Raw genomic sequence first — 23,086 nt, 5'->3', positions numbered from 1 at the left:
CCCTTATAACCTATATGGTGATAAATTTAATTCTTCTGATATATCTTTAAAAACTACACTTGTTATTTCTTCTAAAAAATCATTTAAGCAATGATATTTTTGATAATAATCAATGATATCACTATTTTGACTAATTTGTTTTTTTAATTTTTTAATTTCCTCTTTAATATCGGTGTTATTGATATATTGTTCGTATTTTTTTAATTCTTCATATTCATCTAGTTTACTTTGATAAGTTTTTAATAACGATTTATTTTCCGGAATATATAATTTTTTTTCTGCTTCAAGATAATCTATATATCGTTGATCACATTTTATTTCCTTAATTAGATTGTCTAATAATTCATTTAATTCCACCTATAACATCATCTCCACCATATTTATTAACATTGATACTTGTTCTATTTTATCTATAAAATGTTGATTTTTTTCATCTTTATACTCTTGAATCAAGCGATTATATTCTTGAGGATACCTAGATAAAATAAGATACCAGTGAGGATGGTAACGAAGATAATATCTTAATTGATCATCCATCGTACCACTTTTTTTCTTTTTCTGGTTCTCTTTTATCTAAAAATGTATTTACTACATTTAATACTTTTTCAATTGAATTTAAACTGTTTGATAACGCATTTAAATCAATATTTTTAATAATTTCAACTAACATGTTTAAATCAAAATTATTACCTGTTTTATATGGTTGCCAAAATTTATCATCTTTTCCATACATAACAAAAATTTCATATAGTTGTTGCCAAGTATAGCGTCCATTTAAAACATCTTGTTTTATACTAGGAATAGTTTTTAAGAATTCTTTAAATTCATCCATGATATCACCTAGTATATTATATGTAACTATTGTAAATCTGGTACATATTTAGAATCTAGTGAATATTTTTGTCGGTTATGTTTAGCAATTATTGCTTGAGCGATACCAATTGAAATAAACGCACAAATCGTTGAAGAACCTCCATCAGAAACTAACAATATCGGTACTCCGGTCATTGGAATCAAACCAGAAACTCCACCTAAATTAATTAACAAATGAAAAAAGAAATATGAAGCAATACCAAGTAAAATAATTTTAGATTTATTTTCTTTAACTTCATTTGAATACTTCAACAATTTAAAAATAATAATACCAGTTGGAACAATAATCAATGCTAAACCAAACAATCCTAGTTCTTCATAAATTATCGCACCAATAAAGTCATTGTGAGATTCAGGAATATAACCAAACTTTTGTTTAGAATTTCCAAATCCCAATCCAAATAAACCTCCATTACTAAATGCAATTAATGAATTTATAATTTGATAACTACGATTACTTGGATCAATTAAGGGATCTAACCAAATATAAATTCTATTTAATTGATAAGGTTCTAACACAAGTGTACCTAACACTACTAATACAACACTACCAATTGCAATAATAAGCCAAGCAAATCGCTTATATTTTTTATAATATCTTCGTGGTGTAGCAATAAAACACATAAAACAAATTAAAGCAAGTATCACAGTCGTTCCAAAGTCATCTTGAACAAATAACCCAATTGAAACAACAACACCTACTAAAATCATCGGTAAAACAACACATTTCATCAGCTTTTCACGATAAAATTCCCTTTTCATCTCTTCATCTCTAAATTCACCTTTTACTTTAAATGAAGATTCATTTTCAGTTAAAAAATAACTTAAAATCAAAATCATTGCAATTTTCATAAACTCAGCTGGTTGGATACTAATTGAACCAAGCTTGATCCATGCATGCGATCCTTTAGAATCACTCCAAAAAACACATATGATCATTGCAATAATTCCAACAACATATATCGTTAATGAAGAAGTATGACCAATAAACCGAGTTTTAAATACTCTTGCTAAAAAGATCATCATGATCACACCAGCAATAACAAAGACAGTCTGCGAAATCATCATCCTTACTGCTAAAGTAATGGTTTCACTTTCATCTGTAACTCCACCTACTGCTGCTGAACCAATCATTACTACTCCTAAAACTGATAAAATTATAACACTTGCATAAATACTTTTATCAGTCCCACGACTTGTAAATAATCGTTTCAATTTATCAAATATCTTTTTTATTTTCATTCTTAATTTTTTTATCAAATTACTCACCTAAATAAATCCAATCATTTTCTTTTGCAGCTTTTACTACTTGATAAATTGAATAATGTGAGATTTCATAAAATTGTTTATCTAAGCTTTTTTCTTCGCTTTTACTATCAACAATTAGTTTGAATTTATGATAACTATTCATAAATTCTTCTTTACTAATCCCTACTTCATATGCTTTTTCTACTGCATTATATAATGCAATTACATCAATAATCTCCTCAGTTGACCAATGATAATCAAGCGGGTAATTATATTCCATATTTATCACTCCTCGTATTTTTTTTATATTATAGCTTAATTTTTAATGATTATCTACAATAACCCAATCAAAAGATAATTATTGGAATAGGATATACTAAAGGAGGTGATAATATGAATTGTGGATTTAATTATTCAGGTTGCGGATGTAATTCATATAGTCCATTTGTAACTAATCCATTTAGCTGCTGTGGTTGTAGCAATATGTCAAATTGTGGATGTGGTTATAGCAATTTTGGTTCAACAAACTGGTTTGCAATTGTATTAGTAGTATTCTTACTATTAATTATTTGTGGAAATTCAAAAATTAGAGTCGGATAAGCTATTTATTTCACCTCATTTTGTGCTATAATACTATCGAAATTAGATGAGGTGAAGATATGTTAACAATGAAAGATATAATCGACGATAGTAATAAAAAAATTCGTGAAGTTTCTAAAGAAGTACCATTACCATTAAGTGATGATGATAGAGATTTACTGTTTAAGATGCATGAATTTCTTGTAAATTCTCAAGATCCTGAACTTTCTAAAAAATATGATTTACGTCCTGCAGTAGGAATTGCAGCTATTCAATTAGGAATTCCTAAAAGAATGTGTGCAATTCATGTATTAGATTATGATAGTAAAGGAAATGTTGTTAAAGCTAACGATTATGCTTTAGTCAATCCTAAAATCGTATCTTATACCCAAAAGAATTCCTTTTTAAGAGATGGTGAAGGTTGTTTATCAGTTAATAAAGAAGTTCAAGGTTATGTACCACGCCATGCTAAAGTGACAGTTGAGGGATATGATCTTTTAACTGATCAAGAAGTTAAAATTGTTGCTAGAGGATTTTTATCAATTTGTTTACAACATGAATTAGACCATTTTGAAGGTACTCTTTTCTATGATCGTATTAATAAAGATAATCCATTTGCCCCAATTGAAAATGCTATGGTTATTGAATAAATTATTAAGTTAGAAATCTAGATATATAGGTTTCTAACTTTTTATTTTAAACTAATGCTTTTAAATTTCTTAGTAATTTAAAAACATTATTTCATAATAAATAGGCACTTTGTTTTAAGTGCCTATAAAAATTATTATTTAATTTTCACAAATGCTTGTTTTAAATCTGCAATTAAATCATTTACATCTTCTAAACCAACTGACATTCTGATTGTTTCTTCTTTTACTCCACCAGCAAGTTGTTCTTCTTTTGACATTTGAGCATGTGTAGTACTAGCTGGATGTGTTAACAATGAACGTGAATCAGCAAAATTGGTAACGTGGATAAATAATTTAATATTATTAATGACTGTTTTACCGCCATCAACACCACCTTTTACCCCAAAAGTATATAATCCTCCAAAACCATTAGGAAAATATTTTTTTGCTAGTTCATAATTAGGATTATCTGGTAATTCAGCATAACTTACCCATTCTACATCTTCACATTCATTTAAAAAATCAGCTAATTTTCGGGCATTTTCAACATGTTTTTTCATACGTAATGATAGAGTTTCTAAACCTAATAATGTCATATATGCATTAAATGGTGACATACATCCTCCTAAATCACGCAATGTTTTAGCAACTGCTTTAGTACAAAATGCCTCTTTACCTAAATTAGCATATACAAGATCATGATATGCTTTATCTGGTGTATTAAATAATGGATAACGTGGATTATCTTTCCATTTAAAATTACCACTATCAACAACTACACCACCCATAACATTACCATGTCCAGCTAAATATTTAGTCGTTGAATAAACAACTAAATCTGCCCCATGTTCAATTGGTCTAAATAAATATGGTGTTGGTGTGGTATTATCAACAACAAATAAAATACCATATTTTTTTGCAATCGCACTAATTGCATCAAAATCTAACATATCACCATTAGGATTCCCCACTGATTCAACAAAAATAATTTTTGTTTTATCATTAATTGCTGCTTCTAATGCATTTAAATCTTTTGGATCAACAAAATGTGATTTAAATCCCATTGCCACCATTGTTCCTGATAAAGAACCAATTGTTCCACCATATAAATTATTTGCGGCAACAATTTCATCACCACTTTGACAAACTGTCATTATTAACCCCATGATTGCTGCTGTACCAGAAGAAAACGCTACTGCTCCAACTCCACCATCAAGCGCTGCCATTCTTGTTTGAAGGGCATCAACAGTTGGATTTGATAAACGTGAATAAAAATATCCTCCTTCTTCTAATGCAAAAATTCTAGCTGCTTGATTTGCATCATCAAATGTAAATGCATTTGATAAGTATAGTGGTAACCCTGTTGCCTTAGTTGTAGCATCAGGTTTTTGTCCTGCATGTATTTGTAATGTTTCAAAACCAAAATTTTTACTATCCATATAATTTCCTCCTCAAATTTAGAAAATTGTATCATAATTATTAAAAATTTTCCATAATAAAAAGTGGCAAGCACTGCCACCATATTATTATTTATTAATAATAATCTCTAACCAAGTTAACCATATCTTCAACATATAAGCGAGCTCCATCAATAACATTTTGATCAATTTCCTTTAATTGCTTAAAAGTCAACTTAAATGAATATTGTTCACGCATTAACGGTAAATCAGTTTCTTGACATAGTTTAATCATATTTTGCATTTTATGATCATTTATGTAGAAAGCATTGAATAATGCTAAATTACGTACTTTATGACGATTTAAATGTTTAATAAAATTCTCAAGTTGAGAATCTTTCCAAATAGAATCATCGAATCCAATTATTAATAAATCAATACAATTGCAATCATCAAAATCATCAATAGATTTTGCATATGTTTTAACCCATCTTGCCATTGCTTCAGCAACTGGTTTAATGTGTTTAGACTTTTTTGTATATAAAATTTCTATTTTCATTTATATCACCGAGTATATTTTAAATTCTATTTGTGAACTGTATATAAACTTGTCTTTAGTATAATACTTATTTTATAGGATAGAAAGGTATTGGTTATTGATGAGGTATAAGAAGTTTTATATTATAGTTTTGTGTTTACTTTTTTTATTGACTGGATGTGTTAAAGGGAATGTAAATATTGATTTTCAAAATATTGATGATGTTGAAATGAATGTAGAAATTTTGCTTCCTAAAAGCTTTTATAATAGCTATGCTACTCCAATTGATGAATTGAAAAATGCATTAAAAGAAAAAAATTTTAGAGATTGGCAAAGTGAAGATCTTAAAAAATCTATTAATGGGGTAAGTTACTTAGGTTTTAATTTTATTGCACCTGAAACAATTAATAAACTACTATTATCCTTTTTTTATTTTAACAAACAAGAAAATAATTATCATGTTGAAATTGATTTAAATACAATTAACAATATTTATGATACTAGTGAGTTAAAAAACATAAGTAATTATTCACTAGAAAATTTAAAAGATATGGGCTTAGAAGTAAATTTAAATATTATAATGCCTGGAGAAATTATTAAAACCAATGTTGGTAAAATTAATAATAACAAAGTACAAATTAATCTTCTTGATTTATTAACTCAAGATAAAATATCTACAATTTCTCTTGTTTCTAAAGAAAAAACCAATAATTCTTTTGTTATAAATTTTATCGTTATTATAATCTTAATCTTTATTCTTTATCGAATTATTAGAAAAAGTAAATAATTAACTTTTTTTTACTGTCTAAAGATGTTAGAATTAGTCAGTAGAGGAGAATAAAATGAAAAAAAGAAATTGTATTATTGGACAATCTGGTGGACCAACAGCAGCAATTAATGCAAGTCTTGCTGGAGTAATTTATGGTGCTAAGTATAGTAATGAATATGAAAATGTTTATGGGATGATCCATGGTATCATGGGATTATTAGAGAATCGTTATATTGATCTTCTTAAAGAATTTAATAATGATGAAAAGATCAATGCTTTAAAACAGACCCCTGCAATGTATTTAGGTTCTTGTCGTTTTAAATTACCTACATATAAAGAGAATCTTGATGTATATGTTAAAATATTTGATATTTTAACTAAATTAGATATTACTGATTTTTATTATATTGGTGGAAATGATTCAATGGATACGGTCATGAAATTAGATGATTATGCAAAAAGTATTAATAGTCATATTAATTTTATAGGTATACCTAAAACCATTGATAATGATTTAATGGGAACTGATCATACGCCGGGCTTTGGTTCAGCTGCTAAATATGTGGCGTCATCAATTTTAGAAGTAGTTCATGATAGTCTAATCTATCAATTAAAATCAGTAACAATTATTGAAATCATGGGAAGAAATGCTGGATGGTTAACTGCGGCAGCGGCTTTAGCTCGAAACGAGTATAATGATGCTCCAGATTTAATTTATCTTCCTGAAGTAGTTTTTGATAAAGAACGTTTCTTAAGAGATATTCATGAAGTTTTTGAAAGAAAAAATTGTGTAGTTATTGCTGTTAGTGAAGGTATTAAAGATGCAAATGGAAATTTCTTAGATGATAATTCTAAATATGCTAAAAAAGATGCTTTTGGTCATGTATTGCATTCTGGTACTGGTAAAATGTTGGAGTCATTAGTATTTAAGGAATTCCAATGTAAGGTTAGAAGTATTGAATTAAATGTATTACAACGTTGTGCTATGCATATTGCTAGTAAAACTGATTTGGATGAATCTTTTGTAATTGGGCAAAAAGCAATTGACACTGCATTAGCTAATAAATCTGGTCATGTTATGGGATTTAAACGTATTTCTAACAATCCTTATCAAGTTGATTATATTTCTAGTGATGTTAGAAAAATTGCTAATTTGGAACAGAAGATTCCAACTGAATGGATTAATAAAGATGGTAATAATATTACTCAGGAATTATATGATTATTTATTCCCGTTAATTCAAGGTGAAGTTAGTGTTAATTACCAAAATGGTATTCCAGCTTATTATAGTTGTAGTCATTTAAACAAATAGGATTGGCATTGCCAATCCTTTTATTATTGCCATATTTGTTTTAATACTCTTGTAGCTTGATCAATATCTTGATCAAGAATTCCAGAGAAAGAAAACGTGATTTGATTTTTTTTATTTTTATATACTAAAATATCATTTTCTTTTGCTAATTGAATATATTTGTCAACTAAATCATCTTCAATATACATAGTTATTTTTAATGCTGTTTCATATAAAACAAATTTATATTTAGGAAATGATTTTTGTAAATTAGTTAAAAGATGTTTACTTTTATTACGGTAATGTTTTCGTAGCCTTTTTAGATGTCTAGCTAGTTGTCCATCTTCAATATACATAGCTAAAGCTAACTGCTCTAATTTAGATGCTGTTTGATGATAACCATCTATTTTTTTTATAAATATTGATAATAATTTATCAGGTAATACCATGTAACTAATTCTAATTGAAGGTAACAGTAATTTTGAAAAAGAACCAATATAAATAATATTATCATTATCCAATTTTGCCATTGCATCAATTGGTTTAGTATTATACTTTAGTTCACCATTATGATCATCTTCAATAATATATATACCATTTTTTTTAGCATATTCAATAATTTCCAATCGACGTTGTTGTTTAATAGGATGACCATGATAGCCACCTGAAGAACTATTTAAATAAAGTAGTTTTAAATTATACATTTTTAATCCCTCAAGCGTTAATCCTTGATCATCAGCTGGTAATTTTACTACTTTCATATGACAATCATCAAAAACTGTTTCTGCCTGCATAAATCCTTTTTCTTCTATTCCTACAATTTCATCATTTTGAAATAAACTACAAACATAATAAAGTAAAATTTGGAATCCTGCACCAATTATATAATTATTAACCGGTCTACTTAACCCGCGATATTCATGACTATATTTTTGAAGAGCTTTTTTTAGCTTGATTTCACCGCGCACATCACCATAACTCATTAAATCATCACCTTGATTTAATGCTTTTTTTATATATTTTTTCCATATATCTAAATTAAAACTTTCACCATCTACTAATCTTCCACTAAAATCATATTTATATTTATGGTAATCATCATTTTCATCATTTTGATTTATATTTTCATTTATATCATGATTATTATATTCAACATCAACAAAATAACCTACTTTTTCTTTTGAATAGATATAACCTTCTACTAATAACTGTAAATATGCACTTTCTACTGTTGTTCGACTTACATCTAATCGTTTTGCCATTTGTCTAATTGATGGTATTTTATCATTATATTTTAGATATCCTTTTTCAATATCTTCTATTATTGCCTTATAAACTAGTAAATATTTATATTCTTTCATAAACAGTCCTTCTTTTTTTATCATATTTTATCATTTTAATAACGACAATGAAATATTAATTATCATTTTAATATCTTTTTTTTAGTTTATGTGCTATAACTTGGTATATCAAATAAAGGTAAGGAAGTGAAATTATGAATATTAAAAAAAGTGTTTTGGAAACTATTGGTAAAACACCTCTTATTGAAATTGATCGTTTTAAAGAGGCTACTAATATCAAAAACAATTTATATACAAAAGTAGAATTTTTTAATCCTGGTGGAAGTGTTAAGGATCGTGTTGGTTTGAATTTAATTAAACAAGCTTATCAAGATAAATTAATTGATGAAAATACTACTATTATTGAACCAACTAGTGGTAATACTGGAATTGGTTTAGCAATTGCTTGTGCAATTTATGGTAATAAGTTAATTTTAACAATGCCTGAAACAATGTCTATTGAAAGACAGAAGTTATTAAAAGCATATGGTGCTAATCTTGTTTTAACAGAAGGTAAAAAAGGAATGCAAGGTGCTGTTGATAAAGCAAATTCATTAGCTAATGAAATTGAAAATACCTTTATCCCTGGACAATTTGTTAATCCAAATAATCCTCTCATTCATATTGAAACCACAGCACTTGAAATAATTGATGATTTTAATGATAAAATTGATTATTTTGTTGCTGGAATTGGTACTGGTGGAACAATCACTGGGGTTTCTAAGGTATTGAAAGAAAAATATCCTGAAATAAAAATTATTGCAGTTGAGCCAAGTGATTCTCCGTTAATTTCAAAAGGTAAAGCAGGTAGTCATGGAATTCAAGGAATTGGTGCTAATTTTATTCCTGAAATTCTTGATTTAAATATAATTGATGAAGTTATTACAATTGATTTAGATGAGGCATATCAAATGTCACGATTATTAGCTAAAAAAGAAGGATTGCTTGTTGGTATATCTTCAGGAGCCGCATTAGCAGCTGCAAGTAAATTACCTGGTGAAAATAAAAATATTGTTGTATTATTACCGGATACTGGTGAACGTTATCTATCAACGGCTTTATTTGAATAGCAAAAAGCTACATTGTATAATGTAGCTTTTTATTATTATCTTTATCTTGAGATTGTTCAAGCAAATCTTTTAATGTATAACTATCAACATATTCATTAATTACTCTATCTAGACCTCGCCAAAACAATACTGTATTACAAATATCTTCTCGTTGACAAAAATCCCCACATTTTTTTAAACAAGCTACTGGAGCCAAATCTCCTTCTGTAACTCGCAATATATCACCAACAACATATTCATCTAAATTTTTAGCTAAACGATATCCCCCAGTATTCCCTCTTAAACTTTGTAAGTATCCTGCTTTGTTTAATAATGAAATAATTTGTTCTAAATATTTAACTGTTAAATTTTGTCTTTTTGCGATATCTTTTAATGGTATATATTTACCATCATCATGAATAGCAATATCTAACATTATTCTTAAAGCGTAGCGACCTTTAGTTGAAATTTTCATTTATGTCCACCTCGCTATTATAATACTGATATTACATAACAAATACAAGCGTATTTTACTTATTTTGTATTATTTTCTATACAATTATTTTGTTTACTTAATAAATAACTATGTTCAGTATTAGGCAATGATTCTAAAAAAATACCTATATCAGTTGGCGTGATTATTTCATGATCTAAAATTTTACTAGTTTTAGTCACTTCAATATTAACAGCTTGCAATGCATAATATACTAATTCACTGCAATATAAATTTTTTTCATCATACGTAACCATTGCATAATCATATGGTGTATTTAGATAATCTAGTGCATGATACAAATATTTCTTTATAAATTCATCATTTTCTTTAAAACGATATCCAGATAATGCTTTTAAATAAGATTCTTTTTTTAAATTTGCCATTTGATCAAAAGTTCTAATTTTTACTCCAGTTGAATTACTATCTAGTACTAAAATCTCGTCTTTATTTTGATAATGTTTTACAATCTCTTGATAATATTTATCATTTTCATTAAAAAAAGATGTAAATTGTTGATAGCTTCCTAGATAAAACAATGAATGTTTCCATCTTCCAGGAATAGCATATGAGCTTAAATAATTAACATTTTCAAGATTTATTATATCACCAACTTTAAAAAGTTCTGTATAATCTAATAACTCTTGATATTCAATTACTTCTTGATTATCAGTTGAATCTTCAACAACAACTGTTTGTTCATCAGGTTTATTTTCATATAAACAACCACCTATTAGTAATACTAATACTATTCCTAAAAGAATTTTTCTCATCATCTCATCCTTTAATCTTTTATCATACTTAAACCAACACGATGTTTATTAACATCTACATCAATAACATAAACTTCTACTATATCTCCTATACTTAGTTTATCCAAAGGATGCTTAATTCTTTCATGTGAAATCTTAGAAATGTGTACTAATCCATCATTTTTTAGACCAATATCAATAAATGCTCCAAAATCAACTACATTTCTAACTGTACCTTCTAAAACCATTCCTGGTTTTAAGTCTTCAATTTTTAAAATATCTTTCTTTAAAAGCGGCGTAGCATAGTTATCACGTGGTGAACGATTAGGTTTGATAAAACTATCAATAATATCATCAAGTGTATAACTATCTATTTTTAATTCTTCTAATATATTTTCTTTATTAATTGTTGTTAATTTAGATGCAATTTCCTTAGTACCTAGTTCTTTTTCACTAGCATTAATTAATTTTAATAATGCTTTTGCCTGTTGATAATTTTCTGGATGAATTGCAGTTGCATCAAAAGGATCATTAGCACCTGGAATTCTTAAAAAACCAATTGACTGCTGATATGTTTTTGAACCCAATTTATTTACATTTTTAATTTCTTCACGATTAGTAAATTTACCATGTTCATCACGATATTTAATGATATTTTTTGCTACAGCACTATTTAATCCAGATACATATTGTAATAAAGATACAGACGCTGTATTAATATCAACCCCTACACTATTTACGGCTTTTTCTACAACAAAATCTAATTGTTCTTCTAGTTGTTTTTGTGCAATATCATGTTGATATTGTCCTACACTAATTGCTTTTGGCTCAATTTTTACTAACTCAGCTAATGGATCTTGTAATCTTCGAGCAATTGATACTGCTGAACGTTCTTCTACTTGATAATCCGGAAATTCTTCTTTAGCAAGCTTACTTGCTGAATAAACAGATGCTCCAGCTTCTGAAATAATTGCATAATCAACATCAAGATTATTGTCTTTAATTAATTTTGAAATAAAAGCTTCACTTTCACGACTAGCTGTACCATTACCAATTGCAATGATTTCAATTTTATAAGTTTTAATAATATCTAAAAGTATTTTCTTTTCTTTATCATAGTTATCTTTAGGAATGGTAATAAATACTTTATCAATCTTTAATACTTTTCCAGTTTGATCAACTACTGCTAATTTACATCCTGTACGATAGGCAGGGTCAACTCCTAAAACCATTTTATCTTTTAATGGAGCTTGCATAAGTAATTTTTCTAAGTTAATTGAAAATACTTTTAATGCTTGTTCACTTGCTTTTTCTGTTAATTCATTACGTACTTCTCTTTCAATCGATGGTAATAATAATCGATTTAAACTATCCTCCACAGCTTTTAATATATATTCATTAACGCTACTGTTTCGATTTTTTGTTACTCCTCGATTAATATACTCAATTAAAAAATCTTTATTTACATTAATATTGACAGTAATTACTTTTTCTTTTTCAGCACGATTTATCGCTAAAATACGATGTGATACTATTCGATTAACACGTTCATGATAATCATAATACATTTCATATACTTTTGTTTCATCAGAATTTTTCTTTTTAACTTTAGTTTCAATTACTCCAGATTTATATATTATATCTTTAACAAATTTACGATATTTTATATCATCACTAATAACTTCTGCAATAATATCTAATGCTCCTTGAATAGCATCTTCAATATTTTCTACTTTATCATTTAGATATTTTTTTGCTTCTTCATCTATATTTCCTTTTGGTAAAGATAATATCCATTTACTTAATGGTTCTAATCCTTTTACTTTTGCTTCTGTAGCTTTTGTTTTTCTTTTTTCCTTGTAAGGACGATATAGATCTTCAACCTCATTTAATTTAGTTGCTTTTAAAATATCTGCCTCTAGCTGTTTTGTCAACATACCTTTTTCATCAATTAATCTAATTACATCTTCTTTACGTTTTAATAAATTAACTTGATATTGATAATATTTATCAATATTTCTTATTTGATCTTCATCTAACCCACCTGTTGCTTCTTTACGATAACGGGCAATAAATGGTACCGTATTTCCTTGTTCTAATAATTCTAAAACTGCATTAATTTGTTTTTCAGTGATTTCTAATTCTTTTGCTGCTATTTTGATAATTTCTTCGTTCATAATAACTCCTTATCATTTATTTTAACTATAATATTCTATCTCAATTTAATAAAATATCAACTCTTGAAATCACTTTTTTAATTTTAATAATAAAAAGGCCCACATAAGTGAGCCAAAAATTTATTAATCAATTTTTATGATTTCTTTTTCTTTTTTAAATAGCTTGCAATTAATCCAGATGTCATAATCAAGCCTAAACTTGTTGTAATATAACTAGAATCTCCAGTTTTTACACTTGTAGTATCACCATTATTTATTGGTGTTACTTCTAAGTTATTGATTGCTTTTTCTAATGTAGCTTTTGCACTATCTACTTCTTTTTGAGTGGCATTTGGATTTTCATATACTGCTTTTGCTTCATTTAATGCTTTTGTTAAGCCATCAAATGTTGCTTTTGTATAATTTGCTACGTTTAATCCTTCTGCCTTATTGATTAATTCTTCTAATAAACTCTTATCTGGAATTAATCTTAAATCTAAGTATGCTTTTACTAGTTGATTATAAGCATTGTCTACTTGTTCCTGTGTTGCATTTGCATCTTTTAATATCACATTTGCTTCAGTTAATTCTGTTTCAAATGCTTTCCATGTAGCTTCTGTATATTTATTTGAATCTAATCCACTTACATATTCTACAAATACTTGTAATAAACTCTTATCAACTGTTGTTACTAAATTATCAAGTGCTTCTTGTAATTTATTTGTTGCTTCATCTACTTCTTTTTGCATTACATTTTCATCAGCTAATATTTTATTAGCTTCTTGTAATGCTTCTTGCAATGCTTTCCATGAATTTGCTGTATAATCTTCTTCCTGTTTACTGTTAGCTTCTTCGATTGCCTCAATTAATTTAGTTTTATTGCCTTTATAAAATTCTAATTTTTGCATTGCATTTGCAAGTCGATCAAATGCATTATTTACTTCTTTTTGAGTAGCACTAGTATTATTGTATACTTCATTTGCTTCACTTAATGCTGCTTTGAATTCGTCAACTACAACAGGTATTACATTTTCTAAACTTTCTTCACTGATTAAGCTTGCTATATCAATTGCAATCTTTAATGCTGTTTTATTTGTATCTGTAATTTCTGCCTTAATTAATTGACTTTCAATATAATCTGCTTTAACAACAATATCTAAAACTTCTCTTGATGATGTTATATCATTTAATTGTTCTTTTAATGTTGTTAATTCATTGATAAAGATTTGCCATGATTCTGGTGTATAATTTTCTTCTTTTAGTTCATCTAATTTTGCTAGTGCATTAGTAGCTTTACTAATATTAATCAATGCAGTTTTTGCATTTATTAATTTTGTATATGCATTATCTAGCATTTGTTGTGATACAAGATTTGTATCTAATAATTTTTGAGCTTCATTTATTGCATTAATAAGATTATCAACTGTAGGTTTTGCATAAATAGATGTATCTAAATCTTTAACTGTATTAACTAAGTTAGTTAATGCAGTTTTATCACCCACATTAATTACCCCATCACTATATTCAAATAAACCAATTTCTGCAATATTACAACTTTGTTTTGCACCACCGCCATATGCTTCTGTTGCTGTTATTTTAATATAATTTGCATCAGTAGGAATAAATTCAACATATTGAATATCTTTACTATCTACCCATTGTCCTGAGGCAACTGTTGTAAATTCGTTACCATCAATACTTGTTGCAATTTCATATTCTTTAATTCTACCATTATTACTATTTTGACGTGGTGTATATGCTAATTTATATAGTGTTTTTGTTTTATCTAATTTTAGAGTTACTGATTGTGGTAAGTTGATATTTGCATTTCCCCATGTTGAATGCCAATATGTATTTATATTACCATCAATAACATTAACTGCTGCACCATCTGTATTTTCTGCAGTACTAGATGAATGTTGTGATGTATAGCTAGAAACAGTAATACCGCTAGTAATTTCAGTAAAATCGTAAATATTAGTATTTAATACAGCTACTTTACCATTTTTAATATTTTCAATAATACCATTAGTTTCAAGTAATTCGACTGCTTTCATTACACCATTGATTTGTTTTGGTAATGTAGCTTCGAAAAAGATTGTATCACTGCTAGAACCTTCTTTATAATCAGCAATTATTTCTTGACTACCTACATTTAATTTTAATTGTGGATTTCCAATTGCTAGTAGTTCTTGATCAAATGTTAAAGCTACATTAATTTTATCATTATCAAAACTAACGTTATAATCTACTAATTTTGGATCTTTTAATTCTTCCGTTTTAGTTCCAGCATAAATAAAATCATCATTAAATTCTGTATACTTTATTCTAAATGTTCCATCAGTATCATCTTCATATAACAAACCAAAACGAACATCTTCATCATCATTTTGTAATACGCTTAGACATGAGTATAAAAATTTTCCTGTATTTAAAATTTGGCTATCTAACCATGTAATATCACCTGTTGCTTGATCTACCTCACCAATATGAACCATTCCCTGTGTTCTTGGAGAATGATCTGGATTTGTCATTACAACATATTCTTTTCCATTACGAGTAAAATTAGTTACTGATAATTGACAATATACCTCATTAATATCAATTTGTTCTACTTTATCCCAAGTCAATCCATTATCACTACTTGTTGCAACATACACCTTGTTTGCATAAGTATTTCTCATAAATAATTTAACTTGTCCGTTATTTAATTGAACTGCTTGTGATTCTGTAAACATTTTACCGCTATTATTCATTGTTTCACGGTCATTACCCATATTAGTTTGTGGTGAATCACCTAACTGCCAAGTTTTTCCTCCATCATTACTAATAATCATAGCTGAAGACTGGCTACCTCCAACATTTTTATTTGCACTATAAACTGGAAAACCTAGAGTACCATCTTCCATTTGAATTCCAACGCCAGGCCCTGTTCCTAAAAACATCATCCAATCAGCTTTAACCTGAGGTGTTATATCAATTGGATTAGACCATGTTTTACCATCATCATCAGAATAATATAACCATAAATATTGTGTATTTAATACATGTAATTCACCTTTTTCAGGTCCATTTTTTAACATATAAATGTTACCTTTATATTCACCATTTAAATAAAGGCTACCACGTTCGTGATATGGAGCATCACTTTCTAAAATAACTGTATAGCCAGTTTTATTATTTTGACTATCATAAACATACCCAAATCCATCTTCCGGTCTAACAGTATATTCATTACCTGCTTGGTCAAATAACTGTAAATAATCAACGCCATCAATTTCTTTATATCCTGTTCCTGTTGTTAACTGACTTGTATCCATTAACCCAGAAGATTCTGGAAACATGTCAGCAAGCAAAAAAATACGACCTGTTTCTTTATCTTCGACCATGCTACTATCAATTAAAAAAGCTGATGATGAAGGATTGTTTGGATTAGAAATTAAATCGTTAATAATAATTGGATCTCCAAAATTTTCTTGATTAGCTTCACGTCTTCTAACTGCAATATCAATATTTCCACAATCTTGTGCACCTGTAATTCGTTTATCAATTGCAGCTAATAAGGTACCTTTTGAAGTTTTTAATAATGATGGAATTCGATATGAACTTGAATTTTCATATCCCGCATAATATAAATCTTCATTTTCTGTTTTTATTGCATTAGTCATATCGATTTCTTGACCAGGTTGCCAATTTGTTAGAGTATGTTCTTGTAAAATTGTACTTGGATCTAATATTTCATTGTATGCTCTAACATAATCAATTGCACCTGTCAATGATTCTAAGTCATCTCCTGATGTATCAATAAAACCAAAGTTAACAGCATTAGCATCAGCTAAAAGACTAAAGAATCCTTCTGGAACTGCTGAAGTATATTTATCAACATAAGCCCCATCTAAATAAAACATAAATCCTTTAGCATTACCATTTTCTTTTGTAATCGTAATTGTATGCCAAGATGTATCTTTGACTGTTCGATTAGCTCGATTAAGTGATGTAGTTGGCATAACAAAATCTTTTGTTCCTTCTACATCTAATCCAAAAATATTGTTACTTGGATCTACATATAAATCTATATATTTATTTTCACTAAGATTATCTGAGATAGAAAACAATGACATTCTTCCTAAATTCTGATCATTAACTTTATATCTAATTGAAATACTTCCACTATCCATAGAAACTAACTTAGAAATATTTTCATTATCTTGCACTCTTTGCACATTACTATCTTGATAATAAATATTTTCATATTTATATGCAATACTTTCAAGTGCTCCTAAATGATAAGACATAATTTCACTTTCACTTAAAGCACAATTGTACAATTCTAAATTTTTTAAATTACCAGTCATTGGATAATTATTTCCACTAGCTCTACTTCCAACACCAAATCCCATATAATTAGGATTATCAATTACTTCATTAGTAAAGCCAGATGGTGCATTTCCTTCTAATACTTTTTTTCCATCTAAATAAATACGGAAATAGTTATTTTTAGACATTGTAAAAGTAACTTTATGTTCCATCGTAAAATCGACATCATTAAGAGTTACATAAGAATTACTTAACATCTGATTTCCAGAAATATTTCTTAACTCTACTCCTAATCTTTTTGAACTTGGAATTGCATACAACGTAAAATAATTGTTTGCAGTCGTATTATCTCCTATAAAGAAGATTGCATTAACACCACTATTACTGTTGCTTGTAAAACTGAAAGTTCCATTTAATGTAAACTGATCTAAATTAGCATAGTTTGCAACATCTTCACTGGCATTAATCGCCCCTGATCCATTAGTTATAGTAGTTACTTGATCAACTGAATATTGATTAGTTGGAGCAATTCTACTTTCCTGTGCATAAATCGGGACACTCATTAGTGGAGTCGTAACTGTTGTTCCAAACAACAAAGTTGTTAGAACTAGACATCCAACTCCTTTTCTTTTTTCATTTTCCTTTCCTCCTTTTATAGCATTTTAAAGTATACGCTTACATTAATATTATAATATTTAAAATTATTTTGTCTTTGTAGATTTTATTTATTTTTTTGACATTTTATCATAATATTCATTAATAGTATAAATTATGTCATTAAAAATTTCTTCATCCAATAATTCCTTAGCTTTATCAATTGTAGCAAATAGATAATCAGTATGCTCATCAGATAATTGAACATGATCATTTTTGGGAATACATAAATAACCAATTCCAACTGTTTGATAATGTTTTCTAATTTTAGAAAAAGTATAAGCTGGTTTAATAATTATTATGTCTAATCCTGTTTCTTCTTTTAATTCACGAATTAATGCTTGATTAGGGGTTTCTCCATATTCTAAACCACCCCCTGGTAATTCCCAATATCCAAGTCCATCACTTGAGGGACGAGCTCTTTTCATTAATAAAATTTGATTATTTAATACGACAATACCTTTTACAGTTATATGAAATCTTACATTTTCCATGTTCTACCTCCATTTAATATATATATCTTATCACTATTATTAATAAAATTGTTTAATTTTTTTTAATATTAATGTTATAATTGACAAGAGGTGATATTTATATGATAGATTTCAAATCAGAAGTTTTAAAAATAAAAGATCAAATGATTGAAGATATAAAAATGTTATGTGCTATTCCATCAACTCAAGACGATAATACAGTTGCTGAATTTGCTCCTTTTGGTAAAGCAAATCGCCAAGCATTAGATGCTATGTTAAAAATCGGTAAACGTGATGGTTTTAAAGTAGAAGACGTTGATGGATATGCTGGACACATTGATATTGGTGAAGGTAATGAAACATTTGGAATTTTAGGACACCTAGATGTCGTTCCTGTAAATGAGATAGGATGGGATAGTGATCCTTTTGAAGTGATTATTAAAGATGATAAATTATATGGTCGCGGTGTGGCTGATGATAAGGGGCCTCTTTTAGCTGGATATTATGCAGCTAAAATTATTAATTCTTTAAATTTACCTGTAAAAATGAAAATTAGAGTCATTTTTGGTTGTAATGAAGAATTAGGTAGTCGCTGTGTAAAATATTATTTTTCTAAAAAACCATATCCTAAAATGGGATTTACACCTGATGCTTCTTTTCCAGTTGTTTATGGTGAAAAAGCTGGTGGTGAATTTGTAATTGAAGGTAATGTTGAAAAAGGCGGTTTAATTTATTTAAGTGCTGGTAATAGAGCTAATATTGTACCAGAAACTTGTGAGGCAGTAATTTGTGGTAATTATAAACAATATGTAGATTCTTATAAAAGCTTTTTAAGTATAAATGACTTAACTGGTGATATTGAAGAAGAAGGTAATCATACTAAACTTGTTTTAAAAGGTAAATCTGCACATGCAAGTACCCCTGAAGAAGGAATTAATGCTGTTGTTTATTTATGTAAATATCTTGCAACAGTTGTTGATAATAAATTAGTTAATTTTATTTTAGAGTATCTTGATGATTGTAACGGTAAAAAGCTAGGTATTGATCATGTAGGCGTAATGGGACCTCTAACTTTAAATCTTGGCATTATTTCTTATTGTAAAGAAAATTTCAAAATAACTCTTGATTTACGTTGTCCTCATGATATGGACTTTGATAATATGATTTCTAAATTCCAAACAGTTTGTGCAAATTATGGTTTTAATGAATCACATAATATTGGAAAAGCTTTATATGTTGATCCTGATTCAAAATTAATCAAAACTTTACATGAAGCATATGTAAATGTTACTGGTGATACAGTTAATAAACCACAAACTATGGGTGGTGGAACATATGCTAAATCAATGCCTAATTGTGTTGCTTTTGGTGCTGAATTTTTAGGTGAAGATAATTTGATTCATGGTAATAATGAAAATATTAAAATTGAATCGTTATTAAAAGCAACTGAAATTTATTGTCAAGCTATCTATAATTTAATTAAAGTCTAGAATATATTCTAGACTTTAATTAAATAATTTGTTAAACTATATTTACTTGCAGACATGGCGAAACTGGTATACGCGCTATCTTGAGGGGGTAGTGAGCAATTGCTCGTGCGAGTTCAAATCTCGCTGTCTGCACCATTGTAAAATTGTTCAAATTAATCGTATTTTAATATAAAATCAATCATTTTTTTGATTGTTTTTTTTTGTGTAAAAAATTGTATAATAATTTACATTTTTTTACCTACTTTTTTCTTTATAAATTGGATAAGATTAAATTAGAATTAATTATAGAAAGGGATGAATCAAAAATGAAAGCAATAAAGAAAATTATTGCCACCGCTATTTGTTTAATGATAATAATAGGATTGTGTATTTTTAATCCTGTCAGTGCTACTGAAGAACCATTATTAACAGTTGCATTTATGTCTGATTTACATAATCAGCAAAGCACACTTGAAAGTGGGAATATTAGAAATTCCATTACTAAAGTATGCGACGACTTAGCTACAAACGAAAATACTGATGTTTTAGTTATTGGAGGTGATGTAACATCGGATTCCTATGTATCAAAACCTGTTTTAGAATCTGTATTAAATAAAGTTGTAAACGAAACAAATAAAGTAACAAAAAATACACTTTGGATAACTGGCAATCATGATTACAATGCTGGTGAAAGAGATGGTTATGATAGTGCACCATATTATGAATTTTATATGAAACAAAATGTTGGTGAATTATCTGATTTAGAAAGTTATTATGAAGAATATAAAGGAGAACCTCAACTTCTTGCATATCATTATGTAATAAAAGGATTCGATTTTATTTGTCTTAATACTTCTCATGAAATGTTAGAAGGTGGAAAACAAAATTCTAATTATGCTTATAGTGATGGAACAATGAGTTGGGTAGATAATAAACTTGAAGAACTGGGAAAAAATAAAACAGTTTTTGTAATTGGTCATTTCCCATTTAGAGATTCACATAGTTTATCATCTTCTTCAAAAGGTATGACTGTTGAATGTGATAATAAATTCAAATCAATTCTTTCTAAATACCCTAATGTTTTATATTTTTATGGACATGACCATGGTACAGATAGTGCTTATATTCGTAGTGATACAGCTCAACGAACTACAGAATATTTAGCTGATGGTAGCATTAAACCTGAAATTTCAGGTATTGGAGATAGTGTTTTATGGACTTTAGAAAAAACTAATGACGGATATTCATTACAAAATGTTCAAATCGGAAAATATTTAGGATATGATGGTAATTTAAATACTATTGAAAATCGTTCGAGTTGGGAAATTGTTAAAAATGATGATAGCTTTACTTTAAAATATTTAGAAAATGGTAGAAGTCTTCATATTGGAACTGGTAATAAATTTTCACTTGGTTCTGCTAGTCCAATTAAATTTTATCAACAAATTGGTGAAGAATATCTTGAAAGTAATAGCTTAACTGAAGGAGCTAAATATGTTTTAGTTTCTAATGAAAATTATGCTTTAACTAATCTTACAAATGGAGCAACTGGCGAAAGTATTCGTCTTGAACCTCTTTATGTTGAAAAAACAGAAAATGGTATTTGTGATGCAAAAATTGCTGAACCAAGTTTTATTTCTACATTTATGGGTTCACTTCGCTATTATAATAATAATATTGAAGATGGACCAACTGTTGAAGATTCTAAAGTGGTTCAAAACTTAATGATGTATGTATATAAAGATTGAATTGAATTACAAATGAAAAATCATGGTGTTAAAAATGGTGGAGAAAAAATCATCGAACCAGTTGTTATTAAAAGAAATATGACAAATATATCAACAGATAAAACAGCATTAAAGATTGCGGTAGATCTATCTAATGCAATTACTGATAAAGATTTGGAAAAAGTAATTCCAGCAGTAGCTGATGAATTCAAGGCGGCAAGAAATGAAGCTAATGAAGTTTACAATAATGCAAGTGCTTCACAAGTTGAAATAAATAATGCATTTGACAGACTTGCAAGTATCATGCAAAAATTAGAATTCTTCAAAGGAGATAAAACAGCATTAAAAGCATTCATCGATAAAGTAAGCGGATTAGAATCAACTAAATATACAGAAGCTACATGGACAGAATTTAATGATGCCTTAACAGCAGCAACTAGTGTATATAACGATATAAATGCAATGCAACCAGAAGTAAATGAAGCATATACAAATTTAGTAACAGCATTCTTGAACTTAAGATTAAAACCAAATAAAGATTTATTAAAAGATTTAATCAATGAAGCAAATGGATTAAATGCTGCAAATTATACAAAAGCATCATTAGATGGATTAACAAAAGCATTAAATGAAGCAAAGGCAGTATTTGAAAATTCAAATGCCACTCAAGAAGAAGTAGACAATGCAAAAGATGTATTAGAAAAAGCAATCAATAGCTTAGAAACAAATATAACAACACCTAGAGATAACACACCAATAGACAATACTACGACAACACCAGTAAGTAATGGTGATACCATAAGTGTAAAAACTGGAGATAGTGATTTAGTTGGAATGTTTGCAGGATTAGCGTTATTAAGTTTAGTTGGAATTAAGCTGACAAAAAGAAGAGAAAATTAATAAAGCCACTGACCTAGCCAATGTCATTAAGTTAAGGAAATGACATTATAGACACTGATATCTTATATTAGTGTCCTCTTTTTTTATAAAAAAGTGTTGACATTTAAATGAGTTTGTGAAACTTATTATTCATATCTTTTATGAATAATAAACCAATTGTTTATAAGTATGAACTTTTGGAGGTATGGCTTATGAACAATTTTATTCCACTTAAAAAAACTTTGTATACTGTTTTCATTTTACTGACATTTCTCTATTTAACTGGCACTTTTTCTTGACATAGTACCATTTTCTAATATAAATCTTTGAAAAACCGTAAAAAAGAGTTTTATCATTAACCAGTCACATATATCGGATATTATAACTGTATAATTCTTTCATTTTTCCTAATCAATATTAACCGTTATAAATGCAAACAATGTACCCTGTAAC

Annotated in this window: 20 protein-coding genes, 1 tRNA gene and 1 pseudogene; 9 read left to right on the top strand and 13 right to left on the bottom strand. The window is 27.9% G+C overall.

Features of this window, described 5'->3' with window-relative positions:
• Positions 1 to 3: 3 nt before the first annotated feature.
• The 5 genes from NQ543_RS02970 to NQ543_RS02950 are packed head-to-tail and all read right to left on the bottom strand — an operon-like array spanning position 4 to position 2,401.
• Positions 4 to 357: a YlbF/YmcA family competence regulator gene (locus NQ543_RS02970; protein ID WP_004610212.1), complete on the bottom strand. Its 354-nt coding sequence runs from the start codon at positions 355 to 357 to the stop codon at positions 4 to 6.
• Positions 358 to 537 (bottom strand): YlbE-like family protein, encoded by a 180-nt coding sequence (locus NQ543_RS02965; RefSeq protein WP_004610211.1) that lies wholly within the window; start codon positions 535 to 537, stop codon positions 358 to 360.
• Positions 530 to 832, bottom strand: a complete 303-nt coding sequence (gene ylbD, locus NQ543_RS02960) for a spore coat protein YlbD (RefSeq protein WP_004610210.1) — start codon at positions 830 to 832, stop codon at positions 530 to 532. The genes NQ543_RS02965 and ylbD overlap by 8 nt, the downstream gene beginning before the upstream one ends.
• A gap of 26 nt (positions 833 to 858) precedes the next feature.
• The gene (locus NQ543_RS02955) at positions 859 to 2,142 is read right to left on the bottom strand and encodes an FtsW/RodA/SpoVE family cell cycle protein (RefSeq protein ID WP_004610209.1); all 1,284 of its coding nucleotides are present in this window, start codon (positions 2,140 to 2,142) and stop codon (positions 859 to 861) included.
• On the bottom strand, positions 2,135 to 2,401 hold the full coding sequence (locus NQ543_RS02950; protein WP_004610208.1) for a UPF0223 family protein: 267 nt from the start codon (positions 2,399 to 2,401) through the stop codon (positions 2,135 to 2,137). Before NQ543_RS02950 ends, NQ543_RS02955 begins: the two co-directional genes overlap by 8 nt.
• A 113-nt stretch (positions 2,402 to 2,514) precedes the next feature.
• Here NQ543_RS02950 and NQ543_RS02945 point away from each other — a divergent pair, with 113 nt between their 5' ends.
• Complete coding sequence (locus tag NQ543_RS02945) at positions 2,515 to 2,721, top strand: hypothetical protein (RefSeq protein ID WP_004610207.1); 207 nt, start codon at positions 2,515 to 2,517, stop codon at positions 2,719 to 2,721.
• A 59-nt stretch (positions 2,722 to 2,780) separates the two neighbouring features.
• Positions 2,781 to 3,350: a peptide deformylase gene (gene def / locus NQ543_RS02940; RefSeq protein WP_004610206.1), complete on the top strand. Its 570-nt coding sequence runs from the start codon at positions 2,781 to 2,783 to the stop codon at positions 3,348 to 3,350.
• A 134-nt stretch (positions 3,351 to 3,484) separates the two neighbouring features.
• Here def and NQ543_RS02935 read toward each other — a convergent pair whose 3' ends face one another.
• Together NQ543_RS02935 and NQ543_RS02930 are read right to left on the bottom strand one after the other, a co-directional pair.
• Positions 3,485 to 4,768: an O-acetylhomoserine aminocarboxypropyltransferase/cysteine synthase family protein gene (locus NQ543_RS02935; RefSeq protein WP_004610205.1), complete on the bottom strand. Its 1,284-nt coding sequence runs from the start codon at positions 4,766 to 4,768 to the stop codon at positions 3,485 to 3,487.
• 94 nt (positions 4,769 to 4,862) lie between these two features.
• A complete protein-coding gene (locus NQ543_RS02930) occupies positions 4,863 to 5,285 on the bottom strand; it encodes a hypothetical protein (RefSeq protein WP_004610204.1) in 423 nt (140 codons plus the stop codon).
• A gap of 100 nt (positions 5,286 to 5,385) precedes the next feature.
• Between NQ543_RS02930 and NQ543_RS02925 the strand changes: the two genes are divergently transcribed.
• Together NQ543_RS02925 and NQ543_RS02920 are read left to right on the top strand one after the other, a co-directional pair.
• Positions 5,386 to 6,051 (top strand): hypothetical protein, encoded by a 666-nt coding sequence (locus tag NQ543_RS02925; protein WP_004610203.1) that lies wholly within the window; start codon positions 5,386 to 5,388, stop codon positions 6,049 to 6,051.
• Positions 6,052 to 6,106: 55 nt separating this feature from the next.
• The gene (locus tag NQ543_RS02920; protein WP_004610202.1) at positions 6,107 to 7,345 is read left to right on the top strand and encodes a 6-phosphofructokinase; all 1,239 of its coding nucleotides are present in this window, start codon (positions 6,107 to 6,109) and stop codon (positions 7,343 to 7,345) included.
• A 23-nt stretch (positions 7,346 to 7,368) separates the two neighbouring features.
• Here NQ543_RS02920 and pdxR read toward each other — a convergent pair whose 3' ends face one another.
• Positions 7,369 to 8,685, bottom strand: a complete 1,317-nt coding sequence (gene pdxR / locus NQ543_RS02915) for a MocR-like pyridoxine biosynthesis transcription factor PdxR (RefSeq protein WP_039904463.1) — start codon at positions 8,683 to 8,685, stop codon at positions 7,369 to 7,371.
• Between the two features lie 134 nt (positions 8,686 to 8,819).
• On the opposite strand from pdxR, the gene cysK reads away from it, so the two are divergent.
• The gene (gene cysK / locus NQ543_RS02910; RefSeq protein WP_004610200.1) at positions 8,820 to 9,734 is read left to right on the top strand and encodes a cysteine synthase A; all 915 of its coding nucleotides are present in this window, start codon (positions 8,820 to 8,822) and stop codon (positions 9,732 to 9,734) included.
• A 7-nt stretch (positions 9,735 to 9,741) separates the two neighbouring features.
• Here cysK and NQ543_RS02905 read toward each other — a convergent pair whose 3' ends face one another.
• The 5 genes from NQ543_RS02905 to NQ543_RS02885 all read right to left on the bottom strand — a co-directional run bounded on the left by NQ543_RS02905 (position 9,742) and on the right by NQ543_RS02885 (position 18,579).
• Positions 9,742 to 10,188 carry an RrF2 family transcriptional regulator gene (locus tag NQ543_RS02905; RefSeq protein ID WP_004610199.1) on the bottom strand — a complete coding sequence of 149 codons (447 nt, stop codon included), beginning with the start codon at positions 10,186 to 10,188 and terminating at the stop codon, positions 9,742 to 9,744.
• 59 nt (positions 10,189 to 10,247) lie between these two features.
• Positions 10,248 to 10,979 (bottom strand): YiiX/YebB-like N1pC/P60 family cysteine hydrolase, encoded by a 732-nt coding sequence (locus NQ543_RS02900; protein WP_004610198.1) that lies wholly within the window; start codon positions 10,977 to 10,979, stop codon positions 10,248 to 10,250.
• An 11-nt stretch (positions 10,980 to 10,990) separates the two neighbouring features.
• Positions 10,991 to 13,135: a Tex family protein gene (locus NQ543_RS02895; protein ID WP_004610197.1), complete on the bottom strand. Its 2,145-nt coding sequence runs from the start codon at positions 13,133 to 13,135 to the stop codon at positions 10,991 to 10,993.
• A gap of 134 nt (positions 13,136 to 13,269) precedes the next feature.
• A complete protein-coding gene (locus NQ543_RS02890; RefSeq protein ID WP_148344848.1) occupies positions 13,270 to 17,994 on the bottom strand; it encodes a discoidin domain-containing protein in 4,725 nt (1,574 codons plus the stop codon).
• 162 nt (positions 17,995 to 18,156) lie between these two features.
• Positions 18,157 to 18,579 carry an NUDIX hydrolase gene (locus NQ543_RS02885; protein ID WP_004610195.1) on the bottom strand — a complete coding sequence of 141 codons (423 nt, stop codon included), beginning with the start codon at positions 18,577 to 18,579 and terminating at the stop codon, positions 18,157 to 18,159.
• Between the two features lie 101 nt (positions 18,580 to 18,680).
• Between NQ543_RS02885 and pepV the strand changes: the two genes are divergently transcribed.
• The 4 genes and pseudogenes from pepV to NQ543_RS02865 form a co-directional block, all read left to right on the top strand.
• Positions 18,681 to 20,048 (top strand): dipeptidase PepV, encoded by a 1,368-nt coding sequence (gene pepV / locus NQ543_RS02880; RefSeq protein WP_004610194.1) that lies wholly within the window; start codon positions 18,681 to 18,683, stop codon positions 20,046 to 20,048.
• Between the two features lie 48 nt (positions 20,049 to 20,096).
• A tRNA-Leu gene (locus tag NQ543_RS02875) sits at positions 20,097 to 20,183 on the top strand.
• 170 nt (positions 20,184 to 20,353) lie between these two features.
• The gene (locus NQ543_RS02870; protein WP_039904458.1) at positions 20,354 to 21,775 is read left to right on the top strand and encodes a metallophosphoesterase; all 1,422 of its coding nucleotides are present in this window, start codon (positions 20,354 to 20,356) and stop codon (positions 21,773 to 21,775) included.
• Between the two features lie 87 nt (positions 21,776 to 21,862).
• Positions 21,863 to 22,654 (top strand): annotated as a pseudogene (locus tag NQ543_RS02865) (FIVAR domain-containing protein); the annotation flags it as partial.
• Positions 22,655 to 23,086: the final 432 nt, after the last annotated feature.

Origin of the sequence: Thomasclavelia spiroformis DSM 1552, assembly GCF_025149465.1 — a bacterium.
GTDB lineage: Bacteria > Bacillota_I > Bacilli_A > Erysipelotrichales > Coprobacillaceae > Thomasclavelia > Thomasclavelia spiroformis.
The sequence above is the reverse complement of the archived record's forward strand: the minus strand, read 5'-3'. Positions and strand labels throughout refer to the sequence as shown.